Genomic DNA, 19,442 nt, shown 5'->3' with positions numbered 1-19,442 from the left:
GATTGGACATGTGTTCCCAAGCCAGGAATGTACAGTATCAATAAAAATTAGGGTTAAGATAAATATACCATAAAAAAAGTTTAAGTTACAAGAATTTTATTGTATAATAGATAATTAAAACAAATGATATAAATGGGCCTGGAGTAGAAAATGGGATATGTGAGTAAAATTCGCCGAAAAATAAAAGACGGAAGTATGAAAGAGATATGGCTGGAGTGGAAATGGATCTACAGCTATACAAAAAAATATGCTTTAACGATAAGCGGATATCTTTCCCTCTCAGTGCTTGGCATTGTAATGGGACTGGTGAGTAGTGTGGCTTCTAAGAATTTGATTGATATTGTAACAGGTTTTCAAGTGTCTAGAATTATTCCTATGGCAATTCTGATGGTCGGAATGGCTTTGGCTGGAATACTTTTGAATTCGGTGTCCTCAAGAATCGCGTTTAAGGTAAATTTAAAGATTCAGAATGATATCCAGGCCGGGGTATTTGAACAGATTATGGATGTTGACTGGCAGCATCTCACACATTACCACAGCGGAGATATCCTTAACCGGTTTGGAAATGATATAAAAACCGTTGCATCCAGTGCCATGGGGTGGCTTCCGCAGCTTGTGACAGGTGTATTCAGCTTTTTGGGGTCTCTGGCGCTTATCTTGTATTATGATCCCACTATGGCGCTGATCGCCTTGGTAAATGCGCCGGTAATGATGTTTGCGTCCAGATTTCTTTTAGGGCATTTAAGGAAGCATACACAGGAAGTAAAGAAGGCAGACAGTGAGATGGTTGAATTTCAGGAGGAGGCCTTTTACAATGTGGACTCTATAAAGTCTTTTGACTTAAGCGGTCTTTTTAAAAGGCGTCTTTTGAAAGTACAGGAGCATTACTACGAAACAAATCAGAGATATAATCGTTTTTCAATTTTTACAAATATGGTTCTGTCAGGCCTTGGGATGGTAGTGGAGTACTCTTGCTTTGGCTGGGGGATTTACCGCCTTTGGACGGGCAGAATCACATTTGGAGAAATGACATTATTTTTGGGACAAGCTGGAAAACTATCTGCAACCTTTAATTCACTTGTTTCTATTGTACCATCTACACTCGGGGCCACTGTCTCAGCAGGGCGCATTATGGAACTGCTGAAGCTTCCGAAAGAGAGACGGCGCGGGAATTTACCGGAGTCATTTACAAAAAATGAAAGTCTTTTGCATATACGGCTTAAAGAGGTTGATTTTGCTTATGTACCGGATCATCCGGTGCTCCAAAGATCCGAAATGACAGCAAATTCAAATGAGATTATCGCTCTTGTTGGACCTTCAGGGGAGGGAAAAACCACCATCATACGTATGCTTCTGGGACTGATTCAGCCTCAGAGGGGACAGGCTCTCCTGATTGATAACGATCAAAATGAGATTCCAATGGGAATTTCTACAAGAGCATGTTTTTCTTATGTACCACAAGGAAACACACTTTTTTCAGGAAGTGTGGCTGAGAATCTGAGGATGGTAAAGGAAGATGCAACGGATGAGGATATAGTGGAGGCCCTGAAGACTGCCTGCGCGTATGAATTTGTATCAAAGCTGCCGGGGGGTATCTATGGAATGCTTGGAGAGCAGGGGCATGGTGTCTCAGAAGGACAGGCACAGCGCATATCAATAGCAAGGGCAGTGCTTAGGGATGCCCCGGTGCTGCTGTTGGATGAAGCGACCTCTGCGCTGGATGTTGCCACAGAGAGAAAAGTATTGAAAAATATTGTAGAGAAGGCTCCAAACAAGATATGTATAGTGACAACCCACCGTCCCAGTGTACTGAATATGTGTCAGAGGGTGTATCGCATTATGGATACACGTTTGGTGGAATTGACGGAAGAGGAATCTGCCAGGATGGCAATGGATTTTTAGGAGGTTTCAGTAAAATGATTGATATACATAGCCATATTATCCCTGGACTGGACGATGGCTCTGATAATATGGAAGACTCATTGGAGATGATTCGTTTAGCACAGAGCAGTGGAACATTGGCCATGGTAGCTACCCCGCATTGTAATATTGAAGGGCATACTGAGGAGTATAGTTTAAATATGCTTGCAGATGGTCTGAATACATTGAATAGGAGAATTGCGGAGGCAGGTTATCAGGTAGAGGTTATGCCAGGCATGGAAATATATGCTTCGGAAGACATCGCTGAAAAGATTGTGGAAGGGAAGCTTATCAGTTTAAATGGTTCCAGATACTATTTGATAGAATTTCCCTTCGATACCTCCACTGGCTGGGTGGACTACATTCTGGAACGCATGCAGGAAGTAAAAGGGGTGGTGCCGGTGATCGCGCATCCGGAGAGATACTTTTGCGTTCAGGCGCACCCGGAAATTACTTACAATTGGATACGCAGGGGCTGCCTTACACAGATAAACAAAGCAAGCCTGGCTGGGAAATTTGGACATTTGGCCTTTCAAGCATGCATGGATATGGCGGAACACAATCTCATTGCATGTGTGGGAAGTGATGCGCACACCCCATATTCCAGGACGCCTCATATGATACAAGCTTGGGAATTTTTGAAACAGGAATATTCCAGTGCATATGCTCAATTGCTATTGGTAAATAATCCTCAAAAAATTGTTCGCAACATCAGGGTGGAGATGAGAGGAACCGCGCGAGAGATCGGGAAAAAGCATTTTTGGAGAGAGTGATAGGAGACAAGGATGAAAAGACTGAAAGCGATATGTATTATAATATTTATTCTGACGGCAGCAGGATTTGGATATTATCAGTTTAAGGGCATTAAGAATGTCGATAAGTTAGCGCCTCTGATTTCTATTGACAATAAGGTTATGGAGGTAAGCACGAAAGATGATACGCAAACCCTTTTGTCCGGAGTCACTGCAAATGACACAAAGGATGGGGATGTGACAAGCTCGATTGTTATTGAAGGGATGTCAACCTTTTTAGAAAAGGGACGAAGGCTGGTAACATATGCAGCTTTTGACTCGGATTTACATGTCAGCAAGGCCACCAGAGAGATCATTTACACAGACTATATATCTCCCAGATTTATATTGGAAGAGCCTCTTAGGTTCCCAAAGGGGACCACTAACTTTGTAGAGTACATGAAAGCAGAGGACTGTCTGGATGGGGATATCACAAGAAAGATTAAACTGACTCCAGACTCTTCTGTCACTGTAGATGCAGCCGGGGAATACAAAGCCACTTTTCAGGTGGCAAACAGTGCAGGCGATGTGGTATATCTGCCGGCGACGGTGGAGATCTATGAGGGGCCCGAGAGGGATACTCCTCAAATAATGCTGTCAGAGTACCTGATTTATACAGAGGGCGAGAAGCTGGACTTGGAGTCTTATTTGGATGGGGTAGTCATAAACGGCACAGAGTTTAGTCTGACAAAAGGGAATGAAACTTATGGGAAGGAAAATACAGATGGGAAAAATAGAGAGAGTACGGTAAGTTATGACAGAATTAAGATAAATAACACCATTGACTATAAGAAACCAGGAACCTATGAGGTAACCTACAGTATGATGGGTGAAAGTGGAAACAGGGGAAGTGTTCGTTTGATTGTAGTTGTTGAAAAGAGCAGCCACAAGGAGGATCAGGATGCAGGAAAATAAAAGTATAAACCAATTGCCATTTAATGACATTGGGTTAAATTTTGATCTCTACAGTATTATAAAGGATATAGGCAGAGCGTGGCTCCCAATTCTGCTACTTGTCGTCTCAGCGGGAATGGCAACGCATGTCTTGGTATCTGAACGGTATCAGCCTGTATATACTACCCAGACGACACTCTTTGTCACAAACGGAGGGACGGACAATAATATCTATAATAATCTCTTCAGCACAGAAGAGACATCAACGAAATTTACACAAATCCTGAACAGCAATATTTTGAAGAAGAAAGTGGCGGAGGAAATTGGACTGAGTGGTTTCTCAGGGACAGCCGTTGCAGAAAATATTGAAGAAACAAATTTATTGGTTCTGAAGGTACAGGCAGGGACACCGGAGCTCTCCTTTAAGGAAATGCAGGCGATTTTAGAGAATTATGAACTGGTATCTGCGGATTTGCTTGGAAATGTGATTTTGGAGATATTAGAAGCACCTGAAGTTCCCCAATATCCGGATACGGCGCTAAATACAAAACCGGCAGTTAGGAAAGCTATAATTTATACATTTGGGGTGCTTGTGGCTATATTGGCGCTGTTTTCTTTCTTAAAGGACACCATCCGTTCGGACAAAGACGTTGAGCGGAAGCTGGATACTGGTCTGCTATCCAGTATACCCCATGAAAATAAGTATAAGACGTTTGGAGCATGGTTCAGAAAGTCCAAGAGCAGTATTCTGATTACAAATCCGGCAGTGAGCTTTCGGTATGTGGAGACTATAAAAAAACTGACCAGAAAGGTCAAGAACAGAATGGATGAGAAGGATGCCAAGAGTATTCTCATCACAAGTGTTCTTGAAAATGAAGGAAAATCCACTGTGGTTGCAAACCTAGCACTTGCTTTGGCCCAGGAATCTAAAAAAGTACTCTTAATTGACTGCGATTTTCGTAAGCCCTCCCAATTCAAAGTGTTGGGAATGCAGAACGTACCGTTTGACAATCTGGGGGAAGTGCTGAATGGAAAAAGTGATATCCGGGAGTTGATTCAAAAGGTACCTGGTACTGAACTTTACTGTATTTTAAATGCCATGGCATATCCCAACTCCACAGAGATGATTTGCTCCGGTCTTCTAAAAAGGACAATTGAGTATTTCGGAAAACAAATGGACTATATAATTGTGGATACCTCTCCATTAGCCTTGGTAGCAGACGCAGAAGAGTTGGCTGGGATGGTGGATGTCTCTGCAATAGTAGTGAAACAGCATTTAGTGGAGGCTAAGGATATCAATGATGCCATTGATGTGCTGAATGGAGAGAATTCGAGAATGTTGGGTTGCATTTTCAATGATGTACATGTGAAATCCCTGGAAAAAGTGGGGAGATATGGTTACGGCTATGGATATGGTTATGGAGGTCATTATGAGCGATGAGATTAAGGAGAAGGTGCCTGAGAGAAGAAACCTTGTGGACATCAGTGCAGTAATTGATGATATATGGAACGGGATTTTACGGTATTGGTGGCTATTCTTGGTCTTAATCAGTTTAGGGGCCTCTCTCTTATACTTTAATGCAAGAAGGAACTATGCTCCCTACTATACCGCGTCCTCAACGTTTACTGTAAATGCTTCCGCTGGTGTAAACTTTAGTGAAGGCAGCTACAATCAGACGGCGGCTGCACAGATGGGAAAAGTTTTCCCATACCTTCTCACCAGCGAAGTTTTAAACAGAATTGTTGCCGAAGATCTGGGCCTGGACAGCGTTCCCGGCACCGTCAGTGCCTCGGCCATGGAGGACACCAATCTGGTAACCATACAGGTGAACGCATCCGATCCCCAAATGGCCTACAATATCCTCCAGTCTGTCCTGAAGAATTACCCACAGGTCAGTGAATATGTAATCGGGGATGTGAAGTTAAATCTGATGGACGAGACGGGGGTTCCCATGTTTCCAACAAACATGCCTGCCTTCAAAAATGCAGCGGCCAAGGGAGCAGCCGGCGGTGCTCTCATATCCATTGTCATCCTGGCTCTCTATGCCCTCACCAGGAGAACGATCCGCAAGGAGGATGACTTAAAGAGAATCCTGAATATCACCTGCCTGGGAGCAATTCCCAGGGCGAAATTTAAGAGAAGGGCAAAGGTAAAGGAACCCCTTGTACTCTTAGACTACAATGGCATTCCGCATATGTTTGTGGAGGCTGTACGCACCATGCGCACCCGGGTGGAGCGGGCTATGCGGGAGGATGAGATCAGGTCCTTTTTGGTCACCAGCGCTGTCGCCGGAGAGGGTAAGACCACCATTGCGTCGAATCTGGCCCTCTCCCTCACCCAGAGGGGGTATTCTGTTCTGCTGGTGGACGGGGATCTCAGGAAGCCTGCAGTTGCTAAAAACATGGGCCTTGAGAAAAGGGAAAAGGGGTTCTATGACCTGCTGGTTGGAAAGGCCTCTTTGGAGGAAGTGACACACACCTACAAAGGTGGAAAGCTGAAGATTATTCCGGGCAGCTCCCCGGTGATCAATACCTCCAGGGTGCTCAACGGCAAGGATGCGGCGGAGGTTATGGAGAAGCTGAAAAACCAGGCGGATATCCTGATTATCGATACACCCCCCAGCGCCGTGGTATCTGATGCAGCCATCATCGCTCAGTACGTGCAGAGCGGAATCTTTGTGGTGCGCCAGGATTATGCCAAGATCGACAAGATCCTGGAGGGAGTGGAGATGCTCTCCGGGGCGGGAATCCGGCTCTCCGGCTGTGTGCTGAATGATGCGGTTGTGGGTATTACCGGCTATGGTTACGGTTATGGATACGGATATGGACGTTACGGATACGGTAAATATGGGAAGTATGGAAAATATGGAACATATGGCTATGGAGTGAAAGAGGAAGAAAAGCAAATAGCGGAACAGAAGCAAAAGCCGGAGCTTAAGGAAAGAGCAAAGCCCAAAGCCAATTTCAACAAGAGTAAGTGAGGATTCTACTACCTCTTTAGGTGGCGAGAGGAATCACCTAAAACAAGATTAACGGCAGTGGCGGAGGAAGCTGTTTCCCATACGCGGAAGATCGTACCACCCACGTGATTTGCAAACAAGCTTTAGAGAAGCTCGCGGTTCCAGAATGCTGCCACCGCCCGGGTGACGTCCTGGCGGCGATGCACATTACCCTGAGGAAAAATAAAACACGGAAGTCTTGACAGAACCAAAAGTCTGTATTATAATTTATCCAATTAAAGAAACAAAGTCTGAGAACAAAGAGAGTACTGACAGAAGGTACATCCCAGAGAGCCGGGAGTGGTGGAAACCGGCATGGAGAGCTGTCAGGAATGGGTTTGGGAGATGCCAGGTGAATTACAGTAGCCGGAGCCGTGTCCTCACGTTACAGGGGTGAGATATCGAAGAGGAAGCTCTTCTGTATTGTAAAAAAGTCAAGACAGAAATGGTGGCGCTTTCCAATTTCGGGGAGCGCTTTTTTGTTACAAAAGAAACGGTTTATCCGCTGATGCGGACACCACCGCAGACGCAAGTCCTTTGGACTTCCAGATGTAACAAAAAGCCCTGCTGTGCCGAGCTATTACACAACCTGGAACATCTCGTTAAGTGTATATGTGTCCGGGCAGAATGCACACAGTGCGCAGGGGAAAGCTGTTTCGCAGCTGTACATGTTAAAAGGTCTTGTAAAAATGGGTGGCACCACGTTCATTACGTCCCAGGTCAGAGATGATCTGGGGCTTTTTTTATTTCAGGAATGGAGGTATTTTATGAAAAGAGTATTGAGAGCTTACAAAAAAACAGTCAGTATTGTAAATGAGACAGCCACAGGACTCTATGCGGGGCTGGCCCAGGGTGGGAAGGGATTCCTCCTGGAGAGCTATGACAAGAACAACGGAAGATATTCCTTTTTTGGTACAGACCCGGAGCAGATAGTCACCTCCAGGGGACAGAGCCTTGTCATCCGGGGAAGGAACGGCCAGGAGGAAGTGCGGGAGGGAAATCCCGCAGAGCTTTTGAAGCAGTACTACAGTGAGTTCACGGTCTATAAGGACGATGGGGAACTGGCCTTCACCGGAGGGCTGGTGGGCAGTCTGGCCTATGACTTTGTCCGCTATACGGAAAAGCTGCCCGATGAGAATCCGGATGAGATCGGGATTGAGACCATACAGATGATGCTTACCACAAAGTATATTGTGATCGACCATGTGGCGGAGACTTTGACTGGCGTCTGCCTGGAGGAGGACACTTCTCAGGGCAGGGAGCGGGGTGTGGCAGAGGCGGCCAGGCTGATTGAGAAGGCCAGGAAAAACATGAAGGATTTTAAAACCGTGTTCTGCCAGGATGGGAAGATTGTAAAGAAATCAGATGACACCCAGCAGTACGGGGAGAAAGTAGAGAGGATCAGAGAGTATATCCGGGAAGGGCATATATTTCAGACCGTGCTTTCCCAGCGCTGGACCATTGAGACCGGGCAGGACGGTTTTGAGCTGTACAAGGAGCTGCGGGAGCTGAATCCGTCCCCTTACCTGTACTACTTTCATTTCGGAGACTTTGAGATTATCGGCAGTTCCCCGGAAATGCTGGTGAAACAGACGGACAATAAGGTGTACACCTGTCCCATAGCGGGTACCCGCAGGAGGGGCGCGGACCCTGAGGAGGATCAGCTTCTCAAGGATGATCTGCTGCAGGATGAGAAAGAGCGGGCGGAGCATGTGATGCTGGTGGATCTGGCCAGAAACGACATGGGTCGGATTGCAGAGTTCGGAACCGTGAAGGTGACTCAGTTTATGCAGGTACAAAATTATTCCCATGTGATGCACATTGTGTCTTTGGTGGAGGGAAAGAAGAAGGATAAGTATCATCCCATTGATCTGGCAGCCTCCTTCCTTCCGGCGGGAACCTTGAGCGGAGCGCCGAAGATCCGGGCCATGGAGATTATTGACGAGCTGGAGAGTGTGCGCAGAGGACTCTATGGGGGTGCTACAGGATATATTGACTTTAACGGAAATATGGATCTCTGTATCACGATCCGCACCATGATCAAGCAGGGGAAGAAGGTGTATCTGCAGGCTGGAGCAGGCATCGTAGCGGACTCTGTGCCGGAAAATGAGTACCAGGAGTGCTGCAATAAGGTGATGGCGCTGGCAAAAACCCTGGTGAAGGAGGAAGATTTATGATTTTAATGATTGATAATTATGATTCTTTTACTTATAATTTATATCAGTATATGGGAACCTTTACAGATGACATCCAGGTGGTGCGCAATGATCAGATTACTTTGGATGAGATACGCAAGGTGGCGCCGGAGAAGATTGTTCTCTCCCCCGGCCCCAAAAGCCCAAGGGAGGCGGGGATTTGTCTGGAGGTGGTGAAACAGTTTTACGATAAGCTGCCCATCATGGGGATTTGTCTGGGGCACCAGTGCATCGGGGAGGCCTTGGGCGGTACGGTGACGTACGCAAAGGCTCTGTTTCACGGGAAGCAGTCTAAGATTGAGCATGACGGCAGCAGCGTGTTTTCCGGGATTGACTCACCTATCAAGGTGGCCAGATACCATTCCCTGGCTGTGCAGAGGGAGGATCTGCCGGACTGCCTGAGAGTGCTGGCCTGTACCGGAGATGGGGAAATCATGGCTATGCGCCACAGGGAGTACCCTGTGGTAGGGCTTCAGTTTCACCCGGAATCCATATACACGGAACATGGAAAGCGTATTGTAGAGAACTTTGTAAACGGTGTAATATAGCAGAATGGTAACTGTGAAGGTACTGAAGAGTTACGCAGAATAAAGGAAGAGAGTAACGATTCAGCAGGTCTGTGCATTTATGGACCGAACGTTGCTGAACAGTTACGGAAGCGAGAGCTTATACAGAAAGGCTGGTGAGCAGAGATGATTTTAGATGAGATTGTAGCAGATAAGATAAAGAGGCTGGCGGAGCACAAGCAGAGAATTTCAGAGGACGAGATGCGCCGCCTGGCTCTTGAATCGAACCGGAAGAGCGTCAGCTTCTACGACGCGCTGGCATCCGAAGGGCTGTCCATCATAGGAGAGTTTAAAAAGGCATCTCCCAGCATGGGAGTGATTGACAATAAACTTAAGCTGACAGACCGCATTGACCAGTACAATGAGTCCGTGGATGCCATCTCCTGCCTGACGGAGGAGGACCACTTCCACGGAAATGTGGACTATTTAAAGGAGATACGGGCCATATCCCCTCTGCCTATCCTGAGAAAGGACTTTGTGATCCAAGCGTATCAGGTGTATGAGGCAAAGGTGATCGGAGCAGACGCGGTGCTGCTCATAGCAGCGATTCTGGAGGATGACCTGATGCACCGGCTTTACCAGCTGGCTTGCGAGCTGGGGCTGGATGTGCTGGTGGAGGTCCACGATGAGAGGGAAATGGAGAGGGCTTTGAAACTGGACGCACAGATTATTGGGGTGAATAACCGGAATCTGAAGGATTTTACCATCAGCCTGGAAAATACCCGCCGTCTGTGCAGGATGCTTCCCGCGGGAAAGGTATTTGTATCCGAGAGCGGTGTGACGCGGGACGAGGACATTGCTTTTCTAAAGAGCTGCAAGGTAAACGCGCTGCTGATAGGCAGGGCTTTTATGGAATCCGAAAACCCCAGGGCGCTGGCAGAGCGGTGGAAGAGGGTTTTTCGTGAGAAAGGCGTTTCATGAGTACAGAGATTAAGATCTGCGGCCTGACAAGGCCGGAGGAGGCCAGGATGCTGAACAGCAGCAGGGCCGATTACGCAGGGTTTGTCCTGTTTTATGAAAAGAGCAGGCGGAATAACACAGTACAGAATGCCTGGCAGGTGCTAAGATACCTGGACCGGAATATTAAGCGTGTGGCTGTAGTGGTTTCCCCCACACTGGAGCAGGTGAAGATGATTGAGCAGATGGATTTTCACATCATTCAGGTGCACGGAAAGCTTTCAGATGAGGTGCTGGGAGAGATTAAACTGCCGGTATGGCGGGCTTACAATATCCAGGATGAGATGAACCCGGAGGAGGTCAGCAATCCCAAGATCTGCGGTTATGTGCTGGACGGCGCGAAGCCGGGGAGCGGGGAAGCCTTTGACTGGGAGGCGCTTGGGAACTTCCAGAGGGGAGATAAAACGCTGATTTTGGCAGGCGGGCTGCATGCCGGGAATGTGGAAAGAGCGATGGAGATACTGAGGCCGGATGTGGTGGATGTCAGCTCAGGCGTGGAGGGCCAGGACGGCAAGGATGCAGTGAAGATTAAGGAATTTATCGGAAAGGTGAGAAGACATGGATAAGTACTATGGAGCATTCGGGGGACAGTATGTGTCAGAGTCCCTGATGAATACATTGGATGAGCTGGAGAAGGCCTTTGAGGAGGCAGTTGTGGATCCCTCTTTTATGGAGGAGTACCACTATTATCTAAAGGAATACGTGGGAAGGGAGACGCCCCTGTATCTGGCGGAGCGGCTGACGGAGAAATATGGCCCGAAGATTTATCTGAAGAGGGAGGATCTGAACCACACTGGAGCCCACAAGATCAACAATGTGATCGGACAGATCCTGCTGGCAAAGCGTATGGGCAAGAAAAAAGTGATCGCGGAGACCGGAGCCGGTCAGCACGGGGTAGCCACGGCTACGGGCGCAGCCCTGTTTGACATGGAGTGCACGGTTTATATGGGAGCGGAGGATATACAGCGCCAGGCCTTAAATGTGATGCGTATGGAGATGCTGGGCGCTAAGGTGGTCAGCGTCACCTCAGGGAGCAATACCCTGAAGGACGCCACCAACGAGGCTATCCGTACCTGGGCAAAGACTGCGGAGGACACCTTCTATGTGATCGGTTCCGCAGTGGGTCCCCACCCTTACCCCAGGATGGTGAAGGAGTTTCAGAGTGTGATCAGCCGGGAGGCCAAAGAGCAGATCCTGGAAAAGGAGGGCCGCCTTCCGGACACGGTGATCGCGTGTGTGGGCGGAGGCTCCAATTCTATCGGCATGTTTGCGGACTTTATTGATGAGAGGGAAGTGGAACTGATCGGCGTGGAGGCAGCGGGCCTGGGCATTGAGACGGGCAAGCACGCAAGCGCCATGGCTCTGGGACAGCCGGGTACGCTGCACGGCATGAAGTCCTATCTTCTCCAGGATGAGGACGGAAATGTGCAGCTGGCCCATTCTATCTCAGCAGGACTGGATTATCCCGGCGTGGGACCGGAACACGCATACTTAAAGGACAGCGGGCGGGCCAGCTATGTTTCTATAACGGACAAGGAAGCTATGGATGCCCTGATGGAGCTGTGCAGGCTGGAAGGCATTATTCCGGCCATCGAGAGCGCCCACGCCTGCGCCTACGCGTTTCAAAAGGCAAAGACCATGGGCAAAAACCAGACGATGATCATCTGTCTTTCCGGAAGAGGGGATAAGGATGTGAATACCATAGCGGATTATCTGGCAGGCAAGGGATACTTGTATTAGAGAAAGCGGGAGGTGCGAAGATGAACAGGATAGAAGAAACGTTTCAGAGACTAAATGAAAAGGGCGAAAAGGCCTTTATAACGTATATGACAGCGGGGCTGCCCGATATGGAGGGCACAAAACGGATCATACATGCCCAGGAGGAGGCTGGGACGGACATTATAGAGCTGGGAATTCCCTTCTCTGACCCAGTGGCTGACGGACCCGTAATCCAGGCAGCCTCCTACAAGTCCATTTTGCAGGGGACAAATATCCGCAAGGTGCTAACGGCAGTGGGGGAGGTACGCCGGGAGGGCAGCCGCATTCCCATTGTCTTTATGATGTACTTTAATACCATTCTCCACTACGGTATCCAATCGTTTGCGAAGGACTGTGCAGACGCGGGCGTGGACGGCCTGATTGTGCCGGATCTGCCCTTTGAGGAGCAGGGAGAGCTTCGGGAGGCTTTGGAGCAGACAGAGGGAGGGCCTCTGATCATCCAGCTGGTAGCCCCGGTGTCAAAGCAGAGGATACCAAAGATCCTGGAGCATGCCAGAGGATTTGTCTACTGTGTATCCTCCATGGGCGTGACCGGACAGGAGGGAACCTTCCACAGGGATGTTCTGGAATATTTAAGCCAGGTAAAAAGCGCATCCAAGATCCCTGTGATGATGGGCTTTGGCATCCGAACAGCCAAAGATGTGGAACCCATGAAGGAAATCATAGACGGAGCCATTGTGGGGACCCATTTTATCAGCCTGATGGAGGAGAGCGGGTACAGTACGGAGGCGGTAAAGGAGTACTGCAGCACCTTTAAGCGGGAGCTGAACGCTTAAACTGCTGCTGGAAAAATTTTACTGCTTTCTTGTTTTATTTGCCGTGATAGGCTATAATTTAGCTAAAATAGGTGTTGAGGAACGGTAAAATGTTAAACTATGTAGCAGCAAGAGAGAGGATTGTAGAATATATTAAGGAAAACCAGATGAAGGAGGGGGACAGGCTGCCTTCTGAGACAGAATTGTCAAAGGTGCTGGGAGTCAGCCGGCTTACGCTGCGTGAGGCGATGAATTCACTGAAAAGTGAGGGAAAGATTTATGCCATTCAGGGCAAAGGCACCTTTGTCTCCTGGGAGACGGAAAATATCGAGAATCTTCTGAATAACAATCTGGGAGTTACGGAGATGATCCGGGCCAATGGATTTCAGCCCGGGGTGGGCAAGTTCAGCAAAAGACTGGTCCGGGCCGATAAATCCATAGCGGATGGCCTTGGGGTGCCGGAAGGGATTGATGTCCTGATGTGCTCAAGAGTGCGTCTGGCAGATGACGTACCGGTGGCATTGACCAAGGATCACATGTCTGCAAAAATTGCACAGAAATTTTTAGGAAGCATGGATGAGAATGTTTCCCTGTATGATTTTATCGAAAAAGATTGCGGGCTGTCTATTGGAACCTGCCGTACGGAAATGATTCCGGTCAGTGCGGACGCGGAAGTGGCGGACGCACTGGAAGTTCCGGAGGGAACCCTGCTCATGGGATTTAGGGTGTGTCTGAAAGATATCTATGGAGAGCCATTGATCTATGCCGTGGAGTTTTTTCGGACAGATAAATTTAAATTTGTGGTAATGCGTAAACGGAAATAGTGTGAAAGACGGAGACTGCTTGAGAGAGCAGTCTTTTTTTGTGTCATAGGATATGGAAATCCTGCTCGCGGGATTCTATTTTGTGCACTTTTTATGAAAATCCGAGTGTGTTTTGAGTAGTATTCCTGAAAATAAAAATTGTAGTTGAAAGTTAGTTGTAATATGATATAATCAAGTCATCAGATGACTTAGTGAATAATATATAACGATATGAAAATAGATATGATGATAAGGAGGGGGATATGATTTTAGCGTTTGTCCGGGGAACGGTTGTAAGCACCAATAAAACAGAGAGGCTTAAGGGAAGTAAACTTCTGGTGGTGCAGGAGTGGGATGTGAAGACAGGTAAACCAGGTTCTCTTGTGAAGGTAGCTGTCGATACCGTGGGTGCCGGTATTGAGGAATTGGTCCTTTGTGTCTCAGGGAGCTCTGCCAGACAAACCTGCAGGACAGAAGGCAAACCCGTGGATCTGGCAGTAGTAGGAATTGTAGACCAGGTAGACCTGGGTGAAGAGACTTGTTACTGCAAGTATACAAAGGGGGAGGAATGAGAGGTGGACATTGGCAGGATTGTGGGAAAGACAGTGTGTACTGTGAAGCAGGAGTCTATGGGGGGATTGAGGCTTTGTCTGGTGCAGATCCCACCAGAAGGAGAAAATAGCAGGATCGTCGTTGCGGCGGATGCAGTACAGGCTGCGTCGGAGGGAGCTCTGGTATACCTGATTGACGGAAGTGAGGCGGCAGATGCCATGCGCAGGGGAAAGGTGCCGGTGGACCTGTCGGTGGTGGGGTTGGTAGAACATTACGGCAATCACAGTCAGGCCGGGCAGCAGAGCAATCTAATTTGAAAGAAGGGTTTCAGAATGAAATCAGGTGAACAATATGCGCATAGGGCGCGTGACTGGTAATATGACGTCCGTGATCCATGATCCCTCCCATGAGGGGTACAAGTTCCTGACGGTTCGTTTTGTGAATGCAGAAGGGCAGGAGGAAGACGCCGAGGCCGTGTTCGCGGATGCGGCACAGGCTGGAATCGGGGATCTGGTCCTGGTATGTGAGGACGGGGGAGCGGCAGGCATGGTCTTTGCGCTGGAAGGCTCCGTGTGCGTGTTGGACGGGGTGATCGTCGGCGTGATAGATAGATGATGACAGAAAGGAAAGGAACAATGAAACGATAAACAGAAAGCGGGTGAAGAACTATGAACAGGGAAGTGCTGATTGAGGCAATTACCAGGGAGGTGTACCGGCAACTGCAGGAACAGGGGGAATCTGATCCCACGCTGCATCAGGGCTGCATTTTCATGGTAAATATGAATCCAGATATGCGTGTGCAGGAAGTTGAGCGCCTCTGCGCAATTGCAAAGAGACAGAAAAAGTATGGGGTATGCCTTCCCCAATGGTTTGTGGGCAAGGCAAAAGAAGAGCTTGAGGGGACAAACCTGATGACAGCAACCGTGGTGGGATTGCCGGGAGGCGGGACGTCCACACCAGCCAAGTACGCTGAGATCAAACAGGCGGTAAAAGAAGGGGCAAAAGCCGTGTTTGTCCCTGTGAATATGGAGTTTTGCACACGGGGAATGGTACCGGAGGCCAGAAAGGATCTGGCGCAGTGTCTGACAGCCGCAAAGGGAAAGGCAAGCACAGCGGCTCTCCTGGAGGTTAAAGATCTGAGCATGGGCAGAATTGAGGAAATGGCTGAGGCGTGCATTGGCGGGGGAGCGGATCTTGTAATGCTTTCCTGTGTGACAGGCGGCAGCGTGAGGTTGGATTCAGTGAGAAAATTAAAGGAGAGGGGGATACGTGTTGGCGTATATGGAGGTACCTCCCAGCCGGGGCGGCTGGAGGAATTTTGCCAGGCGGGAGCCGACTGGGTGACAGCCGTATACCGTTAGCCCGATCTCCGCATAGGGACGGAGGAGAATGAGATGCCGGCATATATGAATGCGAGTAAGAGGGTACTGCAATATATTGAAGAAAAAAAGCTGAAACAGGGGGACAGGCTGCCCACGGAGACAGAGCTGGCACAGATTCTTAACATCAGCCGGCTGACACTCAGGGAAGCAATGAATGTGCTCAAGCAGGAGGGGATGATCTATTCCATCCAGGGAAAGGGAACCTTTGTCTCATGCAGTTACGACTATATCGCGGATTCTTTAAATATGAATGACAGCATTACGGAGATGATCGAAGCCAGCGGTTGTACCTGTACAACCTCTCTGTTTGAGAAGAAGATTGTAAAGGCGGACGGTGCAGCGGCAAAAGAACTGGGGGTCTGTGAGAATACAGACGTGCTGATGTGTGAGCGCATTCGTCTGGCGGACGGGATTCCGGTGGTGTTTTCAATCGACTTCTTAGCACCAAAGCTTGCAAGCGATTTTCTGGGGGTTACGGACGAAAATATTTCTCTGTACAACTTTATTGAAAAAACCTGTGGGATTGGAATCGGACAATGTATTACGGAGATTGTTCCCGTAACGGCTGAGGGGGAGCTGGCGAAAAAGCTGACCGTGGCGCAGGGGACACCGCTGCTGAAGTTTATTGTGTCTGTCAAGGATCTTTACGGTCAGCCGATTATCTACGCGGTGGAGTATCTGAGGGCGGACAAGTTTAAATTTATTATAAACAGGAGGAGATAAGGAGATGAAGGCAGTAGTAAAATACGGATTCGGAAGACATGAAACAGAACTGCGGGAAGTTCCCATACCCCTGATCGGAGAGGATGACCTGCTTATAGAGGTAAAAGCGGCAGGTGTCTGCGGTTCAGACATTGCTTTTGACAACGGGGAACATGAAAACATTTTAAGGCCTCCTGTTGTGCTGGGGCATGAATTTGCCGGAGTGGTGGCAAAGGTAGGAAAGAATGTGACTGCGTGGAAGGTGGGAGACAGGGTGGTATCCGACAACACAGGTACGGCCTGCGGGACCTGCTATGCATGCAGTACAGCGGATTACCTGTCCTGCACGGAACGGCTGGGCATTGGGTATGGGATGGACGGCGGCTTTACCAAATATGTGAAGATCCTGGGAAAGACCCTGGCAGTATTTCCTAACAGCCTTATGAAAATTCCGGAATGTATGAGTTTTGAGGAGGCTGCCATACTGGACCCTGCCTGCAATGCCTATATGGCAGTGGTGCAGGAAGCGAAACTGATGCCAGGGGAGTACATTGCGGTTTTTGGCGTAGGCGCCTTAGGGCAGTTCTGCATACAGGCGGCGAGAGCGGCAGGCGCTGCAAAGATACTGGCCATAGGTCTGAAAGCGGATGATAAACGGTTTGATTTAGCCGTGAAAAACGGCGCCACACATGTGATACGCAGTGATGAGGAGGACTGCTTAAAAGCAGTGATGAGAATCACAAAAAACGAGGGTGTTGCAGTGACCGCGGACTGTGCCGGGGCAGCTTTGGTTGTGCGCCAGGCCATTGAGATCACCAGGCCGGCCGGGACGATTGTAAAGATTGGTTATGACCGCAATCCCTATAACACCTCTCTGGACCCTATTATAGACAAGGCAATCTCCCTGAAAGGCCACTTTGGCTACAACTGGCTCTCGTGGAGGAATGTGATGAATTTGGTTGAGGCGGGGAAATGGGACATGGAGGGAATGATCTCACACAGGATGCAAATCTCCCAGTTCCGGGAGGCCTTTGACATGGTGCGGAGAAAGGAAAGCATTAAAATTATACTGTATCCGGAGGAATAAGTACAAGGAGGCGAAAAGCTTGGAAATCTATATATGCGCGGATTTTTCCCAGGATGGGATAGAAACCCTGCGGGCCGCTGGGCACACGGTGCGGACCGGAGGCTGGGGGTTTACCGGGAAGATCCTGGAGGAGGAAGAGTTGATCCGGGAGATTGGCAGTGCACAGGTACTGGTTGTGGGATATGAAGAGGTGAACAAAAGGGTGATAGACAGCACGCACCTGCAGGTGATTTCTTCCATAAGGGGAGGCCCAAAGGCCAATATTGACGTGGACTATGCCACCAGGAGAGGGATCCCCGTATTCTTTACATTTGGAAGAGAAGCGCTGCCGGTGGCGGACTTTACAATGGGGCAGATTCTGGCGATCACCAGGAAGATTGTGAGGGCGGATGCTGAGCTGCACAGAGGCGTGTTCACGGCCCCGGCAGGGGAGTTTGGCAGCGACAGGGACGTGATCTGGGATATGAATGCGGAGGGACCCTGGCAGTCCCGGAAAGGTATTGAGCTGGAGGGGAAAACCATCGGTTTGGTGGGATTTGGAACTGTGGGGCAGCAGGTAGCCAGGAGAGCCCAGGGGTTTGGGATGCATGTCATTGTCTATGATCCCTATCAAAAGGAAGAGATGATTCTAAAAGCCGGGTGTACAAAGGTGGAGTTGACAGGGCTTTTAGAGGCCTCTGATATCATTACCTTTCATGCAAAGGTGACGGACCAGAACCGGGGAATGATTGGCAGAGAAGAGTTTCAAAGGATGAAAGATGGAGTCTATCTGGTAAACAATGCCAGGGCAGGTTTGATCCAGGAGGAGGCGCTCAGGGAGGCTTTGCGCAGAGGGAAGCTGGGAGGTCTGGCTCTGGATGTATTTCACCAGGAACCCATCAAGAGGGATGACGAGTATTTTCAGTATCCCAATGTAGTGCTCACACCCCATATTGCAGGGGCAGGACGAGACGTGATCTACCTGCAGTCTGTGATGCTGGTAAATGACTTGATGCTGTACTTTGCGGGAGGTATACCAAAACCAGTGGCGAACCCGGAAGTATTTCAGAAAATAAGGAGGTAACAAACATGCCGCTTTGTAAAACGCTGGATATACTCAGCAAATGTGAACGGGAAGGCTACGCGGTGGGAGCGTTCAATATTAACGGCCTTGACCAGCCAGGGTATCTGATCAAACGGGCAGAAAAACTGGGCTCGCCGGTGCTGATTGTGGAGCCTGGCGTGATGGAGCCCTATGTGGACTTTGAAGATTTCGCGCTGGTGACTGCCAGGGCTGCCAAAAAAGCCAGTGTCCCGGTGGGAATCCATTTAAGCCATGGTCTTGATCTGGAGCAGACAGAGCGTGCGTGCAGGGCAGGGTTCACGTCCGTAATGTACGACGGCTCAAAGCTGTCCTATGAGGAGAATGTGAAGACCACAAGGATAGCAGTGGAGATGGGGCACCGGTTTGGATGTGCGGTGGAAGGGGAGTTAGGCGCCCTGGGTTCCAGCTTTGCGGACATTCGGGAGAGTATGACTGACCCTGAACTGGCCAGGGACTTTGTGATGAGAACCGGTGTGGATATTTTGGCGGTATCCATTGGAAATGCCCATGGATTTTATAAGGGCACGCCTCAGCTGGACTTTGAGAGGCTGGGAGAGATAAGGCGCGCGCTGATGCCTTATGGATGTTACCTGACACTGCACGGGGGAACCGGAATTCCGGGGGATCACATCCGCAGAAGCATTCAGCTGGGAATTGTGAAAATCTGTATTTACACGGAGATGTGCCATGAGGGGAAGAAAGGGATACAGTCCTATCTGAACGCTCATCCCCGGTACACGGGAAACCTGGACATTCCGGATATGCTCGCAGCCATGATGGAGGGGTACGCCAATTCCCTTGAGGACTGTGCAAAGATGTTTATGAGCACCGGAAAAAGAGCGGGAGGGTTAGGGAGCAGCACCGGAGAAAAGACGCCTCCAAACCTGGAGGCCGGGCCAGAGTACCCCTCACTTCCGGCTGAAAATCCCGGATTTCAGGGGAATGGCGTTTATTGGGATCAAAATCTTTAAAACCA

The 19,442-nt window shown here is 49.1% G+C and carries 20 protein-coding genes; all 20 read left to right on the top strand.

The genetic code is table 11. The features are described 5' to 3' along the window. Positions 1-150: 150 nt before the first annotated feature. The 20 genes from AC0THY_RS17515 (at position 151) to AC0THY_RS17420 (ending at position 19,437) form a co-directional block, all read left to right on the top strand. Entirely contained in the window at positions 151-1,902 is a 1,752-nt protein-coding gene (locus AC0THY_RS17515; RefSeq protein WP_489991882.1) for an ABC transporter ATP-binding protein, read from the top strand. A gap of 14 nt (positions 1,903-1,916) precedes the next feature. Further along, entirely contained in the window at positions 1,917-2,693 is a 777-nt protein-coding gene (locus AC0THY_RS17510) for a tyrosine-protein phosphatase (protein ID WP_489991881.1), read from the top strand. 12 nt (positions 2,694-2,705) lie between these two features. After that, positions 2,706-3,626 (top strand): immunoglobulin-like domain-containing protein, encoded by a 921-nt coding sequence (locus AC0THY_RS17505; protein WP_489991880.1) that lies wholly within the window; start codon positions 2,706-2,708, stop codon positions 3,624-3,626. Further along, positions 3,613-5,046: a polysaccharide biosynthesis tyrosine autokinase gene (locus AC0THY_RS17500; protein ID WP_489991879.1), complete on the top strand. Its 1,434-nt coding sequence runs from the start codon at positions 3,613-3,615 to the stop codon at positions 5,044-5,046. The genes AC0THY_RS17505 and AC0THY_RS17500 overlap by 14 nt, the downstream gene beginning before the upstream one ends. Next, entirely contained in the window at positions 5,036-6,586 is a 1,551-nt protein-coding gene (locus AC0THY_RS17495) for a tyrosine-protein kinase domain-containing protein (protein ID WP_489991878.1), read from the top strand. The genes AC0THY_RS17500 and AC0THY_RS17495 overlap by 11 nt, the downstream gene beginning before the upstream one ends. A 785-nt stretch (positions 6,587-7,371) precedes the next feature. After that, complete coding sequence (gene trpE / locus AC0THY_RS17490; RefSeq protein ID WP_489991877.1) at positions 7,372-8,781, top strand: anthranilate synthase component I; 1,410 nt, start codon at positions 7,372-7,374, stop codon at positions 8,779-8,781. Then, positions 8,778-9,347 (top strand): anthranilate synthase component II, encoded by a 570-nt coding sequence (locus AC0THY_RS17485; protein WP_489991876.1) that lies wholly within the window; start codon positions 8,778-8,780, stop codon positions 9,345-9,347. The genes trpE and AC0THY_RS17485 overlap by 4 nt, the downstream gene beginning before the upstream one ends. Before the next feature lie 144 nt (positions 9,348-9,491). After that, entirely contained in the window at positions 9,492-10,286 is a 795-nt protein-coding gene (trpC, locus tag AC0THY_RS17480; RefSeq protein ID WP_489991875.1) for an indole-3-glycerol phosphate synthase TrpC, read from the top strand. After that, entirely contained in the window at positions 10,283-10,888 is a 606-nt protein-coding gene (locus AC0THY_RS17475; RefSeq protein ID WP_489991874.1) for a phosphoribosylanthranilate isomerase, read from the top strand. The genes trpC and AC0THY_RS17475 overlap by 4 nt, the downstream gene beginning before the upstream one ends. Next, on the top strand, positions 10,881-12,062 hold the full coding sequence (trpB, locus tag AC0THY_RS17470) for a tryptophan synthase subunit beta (RefSeq protein WP_489991873.1): 1,182 nt from the start codon (positions 10,881-10,883) through the stop codon (positions 12,060-12,062). The genes AC0THY_RS17475 and trpB overlap by 8 nt, the downstream gene beginning before the upstream one ends. A 20-nt stretch (positions 12,063-12,082) precedes the next feature. Beyond that, entirely contained in the window at positions 12,083-12,877 is a 795-nt protein-coding gene (gene trpA, locus AC0THY_RS17465) for a tryptophan synthase subunit alpha (RefSeq protein ID WP_489991872.1), read from the top strand. Between the two features lie 89 nt (positions 12,878-12,966). Further along, positions 12,967-13,680 (top strand): GntR family transcriptional regulator, encoded by a 714-nt coding sequence (locus tag AC0THY_RS17460; RefSeq protein ID WP_489991871.1) that lies wholly within the window; start codon positions 12,967-12,969, stop codon positions 13,678-13,680. 242 nt (positions 13,681-13,922) lie between these two features. Next, positions 13,923-14,231: a EutN/CcmL family microcompartment protein gene (locus AC0THY_RS17455; RefSeq protein ID WP_489991870.1), complete on the top strand. Its 309-nt coding sequence runs from the start codon at positions 13,923-13,925 to the stop codon at positions 14,229-14,231. A 3-nt stretch (positions 14,232-14,234) separates the two neighbouring features. Continuing rightward, positions 14,235-14,528: a EutN/CcmL family microcompartment protein gene (locus AC0THY_RS17450; protein ID WP_489991869.1), complete on the top strand. Its 294-nt coding sequence runs from the start codon at positions 14,235-14,237 to the stop codon at positions 14,526-14,528. A 34-nt stretch (positions 14,529-14,562) separates the two neighbouring features. Further along, positions 14,563-14,826 (top strand): EutN/CcmL family microcompartment protein, encoded by a 264-nt coding sequence (locus AC0THY_RS17445; protein WP_489991868.1) that lies wholly within the window; start codon positions 14,563-14,565, stop codon positions 14,824-14,826. A gap of 53 nt (positions 14,827-14,879) precedes the next feature. Then, on the top strand, positions 14,880-15,572 hold the full coding sequence (locus tag AC0THY_RS17440; protein ID WP_489991867.1) for a hypothetical protein: 693 nt from the start codon (positions 14,880-14,882) through the stop codon (positions 15,570-15,572). Between the two features lie 33 nt (positions 15,573-15,605). Then, positions 15,606-16,316, top strand: a complete 711-nt coding sequence (locus AC0THY_RS17435) for a GntR family transcriptional regulator (RefSeq protein ID WP_489991866.1) — start codon at positions 15,606-15,608, stop codon at positions 16,314-16,316. Between the two features lie 4 nt (positions 16,317-16,320). Then, complete coding sequence (locus AC0THY_RS17430; RefSeq protein WP_489991865.1) at positions 16,321-17,382, top strand: alcohol dehydrogenase catalytic domain-containing protein; 1,062 nt, start codon at positions 16,321-16,323, stop codon at positions 17,380-17,382. Positions 17,383-17,401: 19 nt separating this feature from the next. After that, positions 17,402-18,445: an NAD(P)-dependent oxidoreductase gene (locus AC0THY_RS17425; protein ID WP_489991864.1), complete on the top strand. Its 1,044-nt coding sequence runs from the start codon at positions 17,402-17,404 to the stop codon at positions 18,443-18,445. A gap of 5 nt (positions 18,446-18,450) precedes the next feature. After that, a complete protein-coding gene (locus tag AC0THY_RS17420) occupies positions 18,451-19,437 on the top strand; it encodes a class II fructose-bisphosphate aldolase (RefSeq protein ID WP_489991863.1) in 987 nt (328 codons plus the stop codon). Positions 19,438-19,442 lie beyond the last annotated feature (5 nt).

The sequence above is a fragment of the Ruminococcus sp. 8Y-12 genome (assembly GCF_058119865.1).
The sequence above is the reverse complement of the archived record's forward strand: the minus strand, read 5'-3'. Positions and strand labels throughout refer to the sequence as shown.

Coding starts and splice junctions, on each gene's coding strand:
- AC0THY_RS17500 (WP_489991879.1), top strand. CDS start 3,613: ATGCAGGAAAATAAAAGTATAAACCAATTGCCATTTAATGACATTGGG.
- AC0THY_RS17435 (WP_489991866.1), top strand. CDS start 15,606: ATGCCGGCATATATGAATGCGAGTAAGAGGGTACTGCAATATATTGAA.
- AC0THY_RS17440 (WP_489991867.1), top strand. CDS start 14,880: ATGAACAGGGAAGTGCTGATTGAGGCAATTACCAGGGAGGTGTACCGG.
- trpE (WP_489991877.1), top strand. CDS start 7,372: ATGAAAAGAGTATTGAGAGCTTACAAAAAAACAGTCAGTATTGTAAAT.
- AC0THY_RS17475 (WP_489991874.1), top strand. CDS start 10,283: ATGAGTACAGAGATTAAGATCTGCGGCCTGACAAGGCCGGAGGAGGCC.
- AC0THY_RS17430 (WP_489991865.1), top strand. CDS start 16,321: ATGAAGGCAGTAGTAAAATACGGATTCGGAAGACATGAAACAGAACTG.
- AC0THY_RS17505 (WP_489991880.1), top strand. CDS start 2,706: ATGAAAAGACTGAAAGCGATATGTATTATAATATTTATTCTGACGGCA.
- AC0THY_RS17455 (WP_489991870.1), top strand. CDS start 13,923: ATGATTTTAGCGTTTGTCCGGGGAACGGTTGTAAGCACCAATAAAACA.
- AC0THY_RS17420 (WP_489991863.1), top strand. CDS start 18,451: ATGCCGCTTTGTAAAACGCTGGATATACTCAGCAAATGTGAACGGGAA.
- AC0THY_RS17515 (WP_489991882.1), top strand. CDS start 151: ATGGGATATGTGAGTAAAATTCGCCGAAAAATAAAAGACGGAAGTATG.
- trpC (WP_489991875.1), top strand. CDS start 9,492: ATGATTTTAGATGAGATTGTAGCAGATAAGATAAAGAGGCTGGCGGAG.
- AC0THY_RS17460 (WP_489991871.1), top strand. CDS start 12,967: ATGTTAAACTATGTAGCAGCAAGAGAGAGGATTGTAGAATATATTAAG.
- AC0THY_RS17445 (WP_489991868.1), top strand. CDS start 14,563: ATGCGCATAGGGCGCGTGACTGGTAATATGACGTCCGTGATCCATGAT.
- AC0THY_RS17510 (WP_489991881.1), top strand. CDS start 1,917: ATGATTGATATACATAGCCATATTATCCCTGGACTGGACGATGGCTCT.
- AC0THY_RS17495 (WP_489991878.1), top strand. CDS start 5,036: ATGAGCGATGAGATTAAGGAGAAGGTGCCTGAGAGAAGAAACCTTGTG.
- trpB (WP_489991873.1), top strand. CDS start 10,881: ATGGATAAGTACTATGGAGCATTCGGGGGACAGTATGTGTCAGAGTCC.
- trpA (WP_489991872.1), top strand. CDS start 12,083: ATGAACAGGATAGAAGAAACGTTTCAGAGACTAAATGAAAAGGGCGAA.
- AC0THY_RS17485 (WP_489991876.1), top strand. CDS start 8,778: ATGATTTTAATGATTGATAATTATGATTCTTTTACTTATAATTTATAT.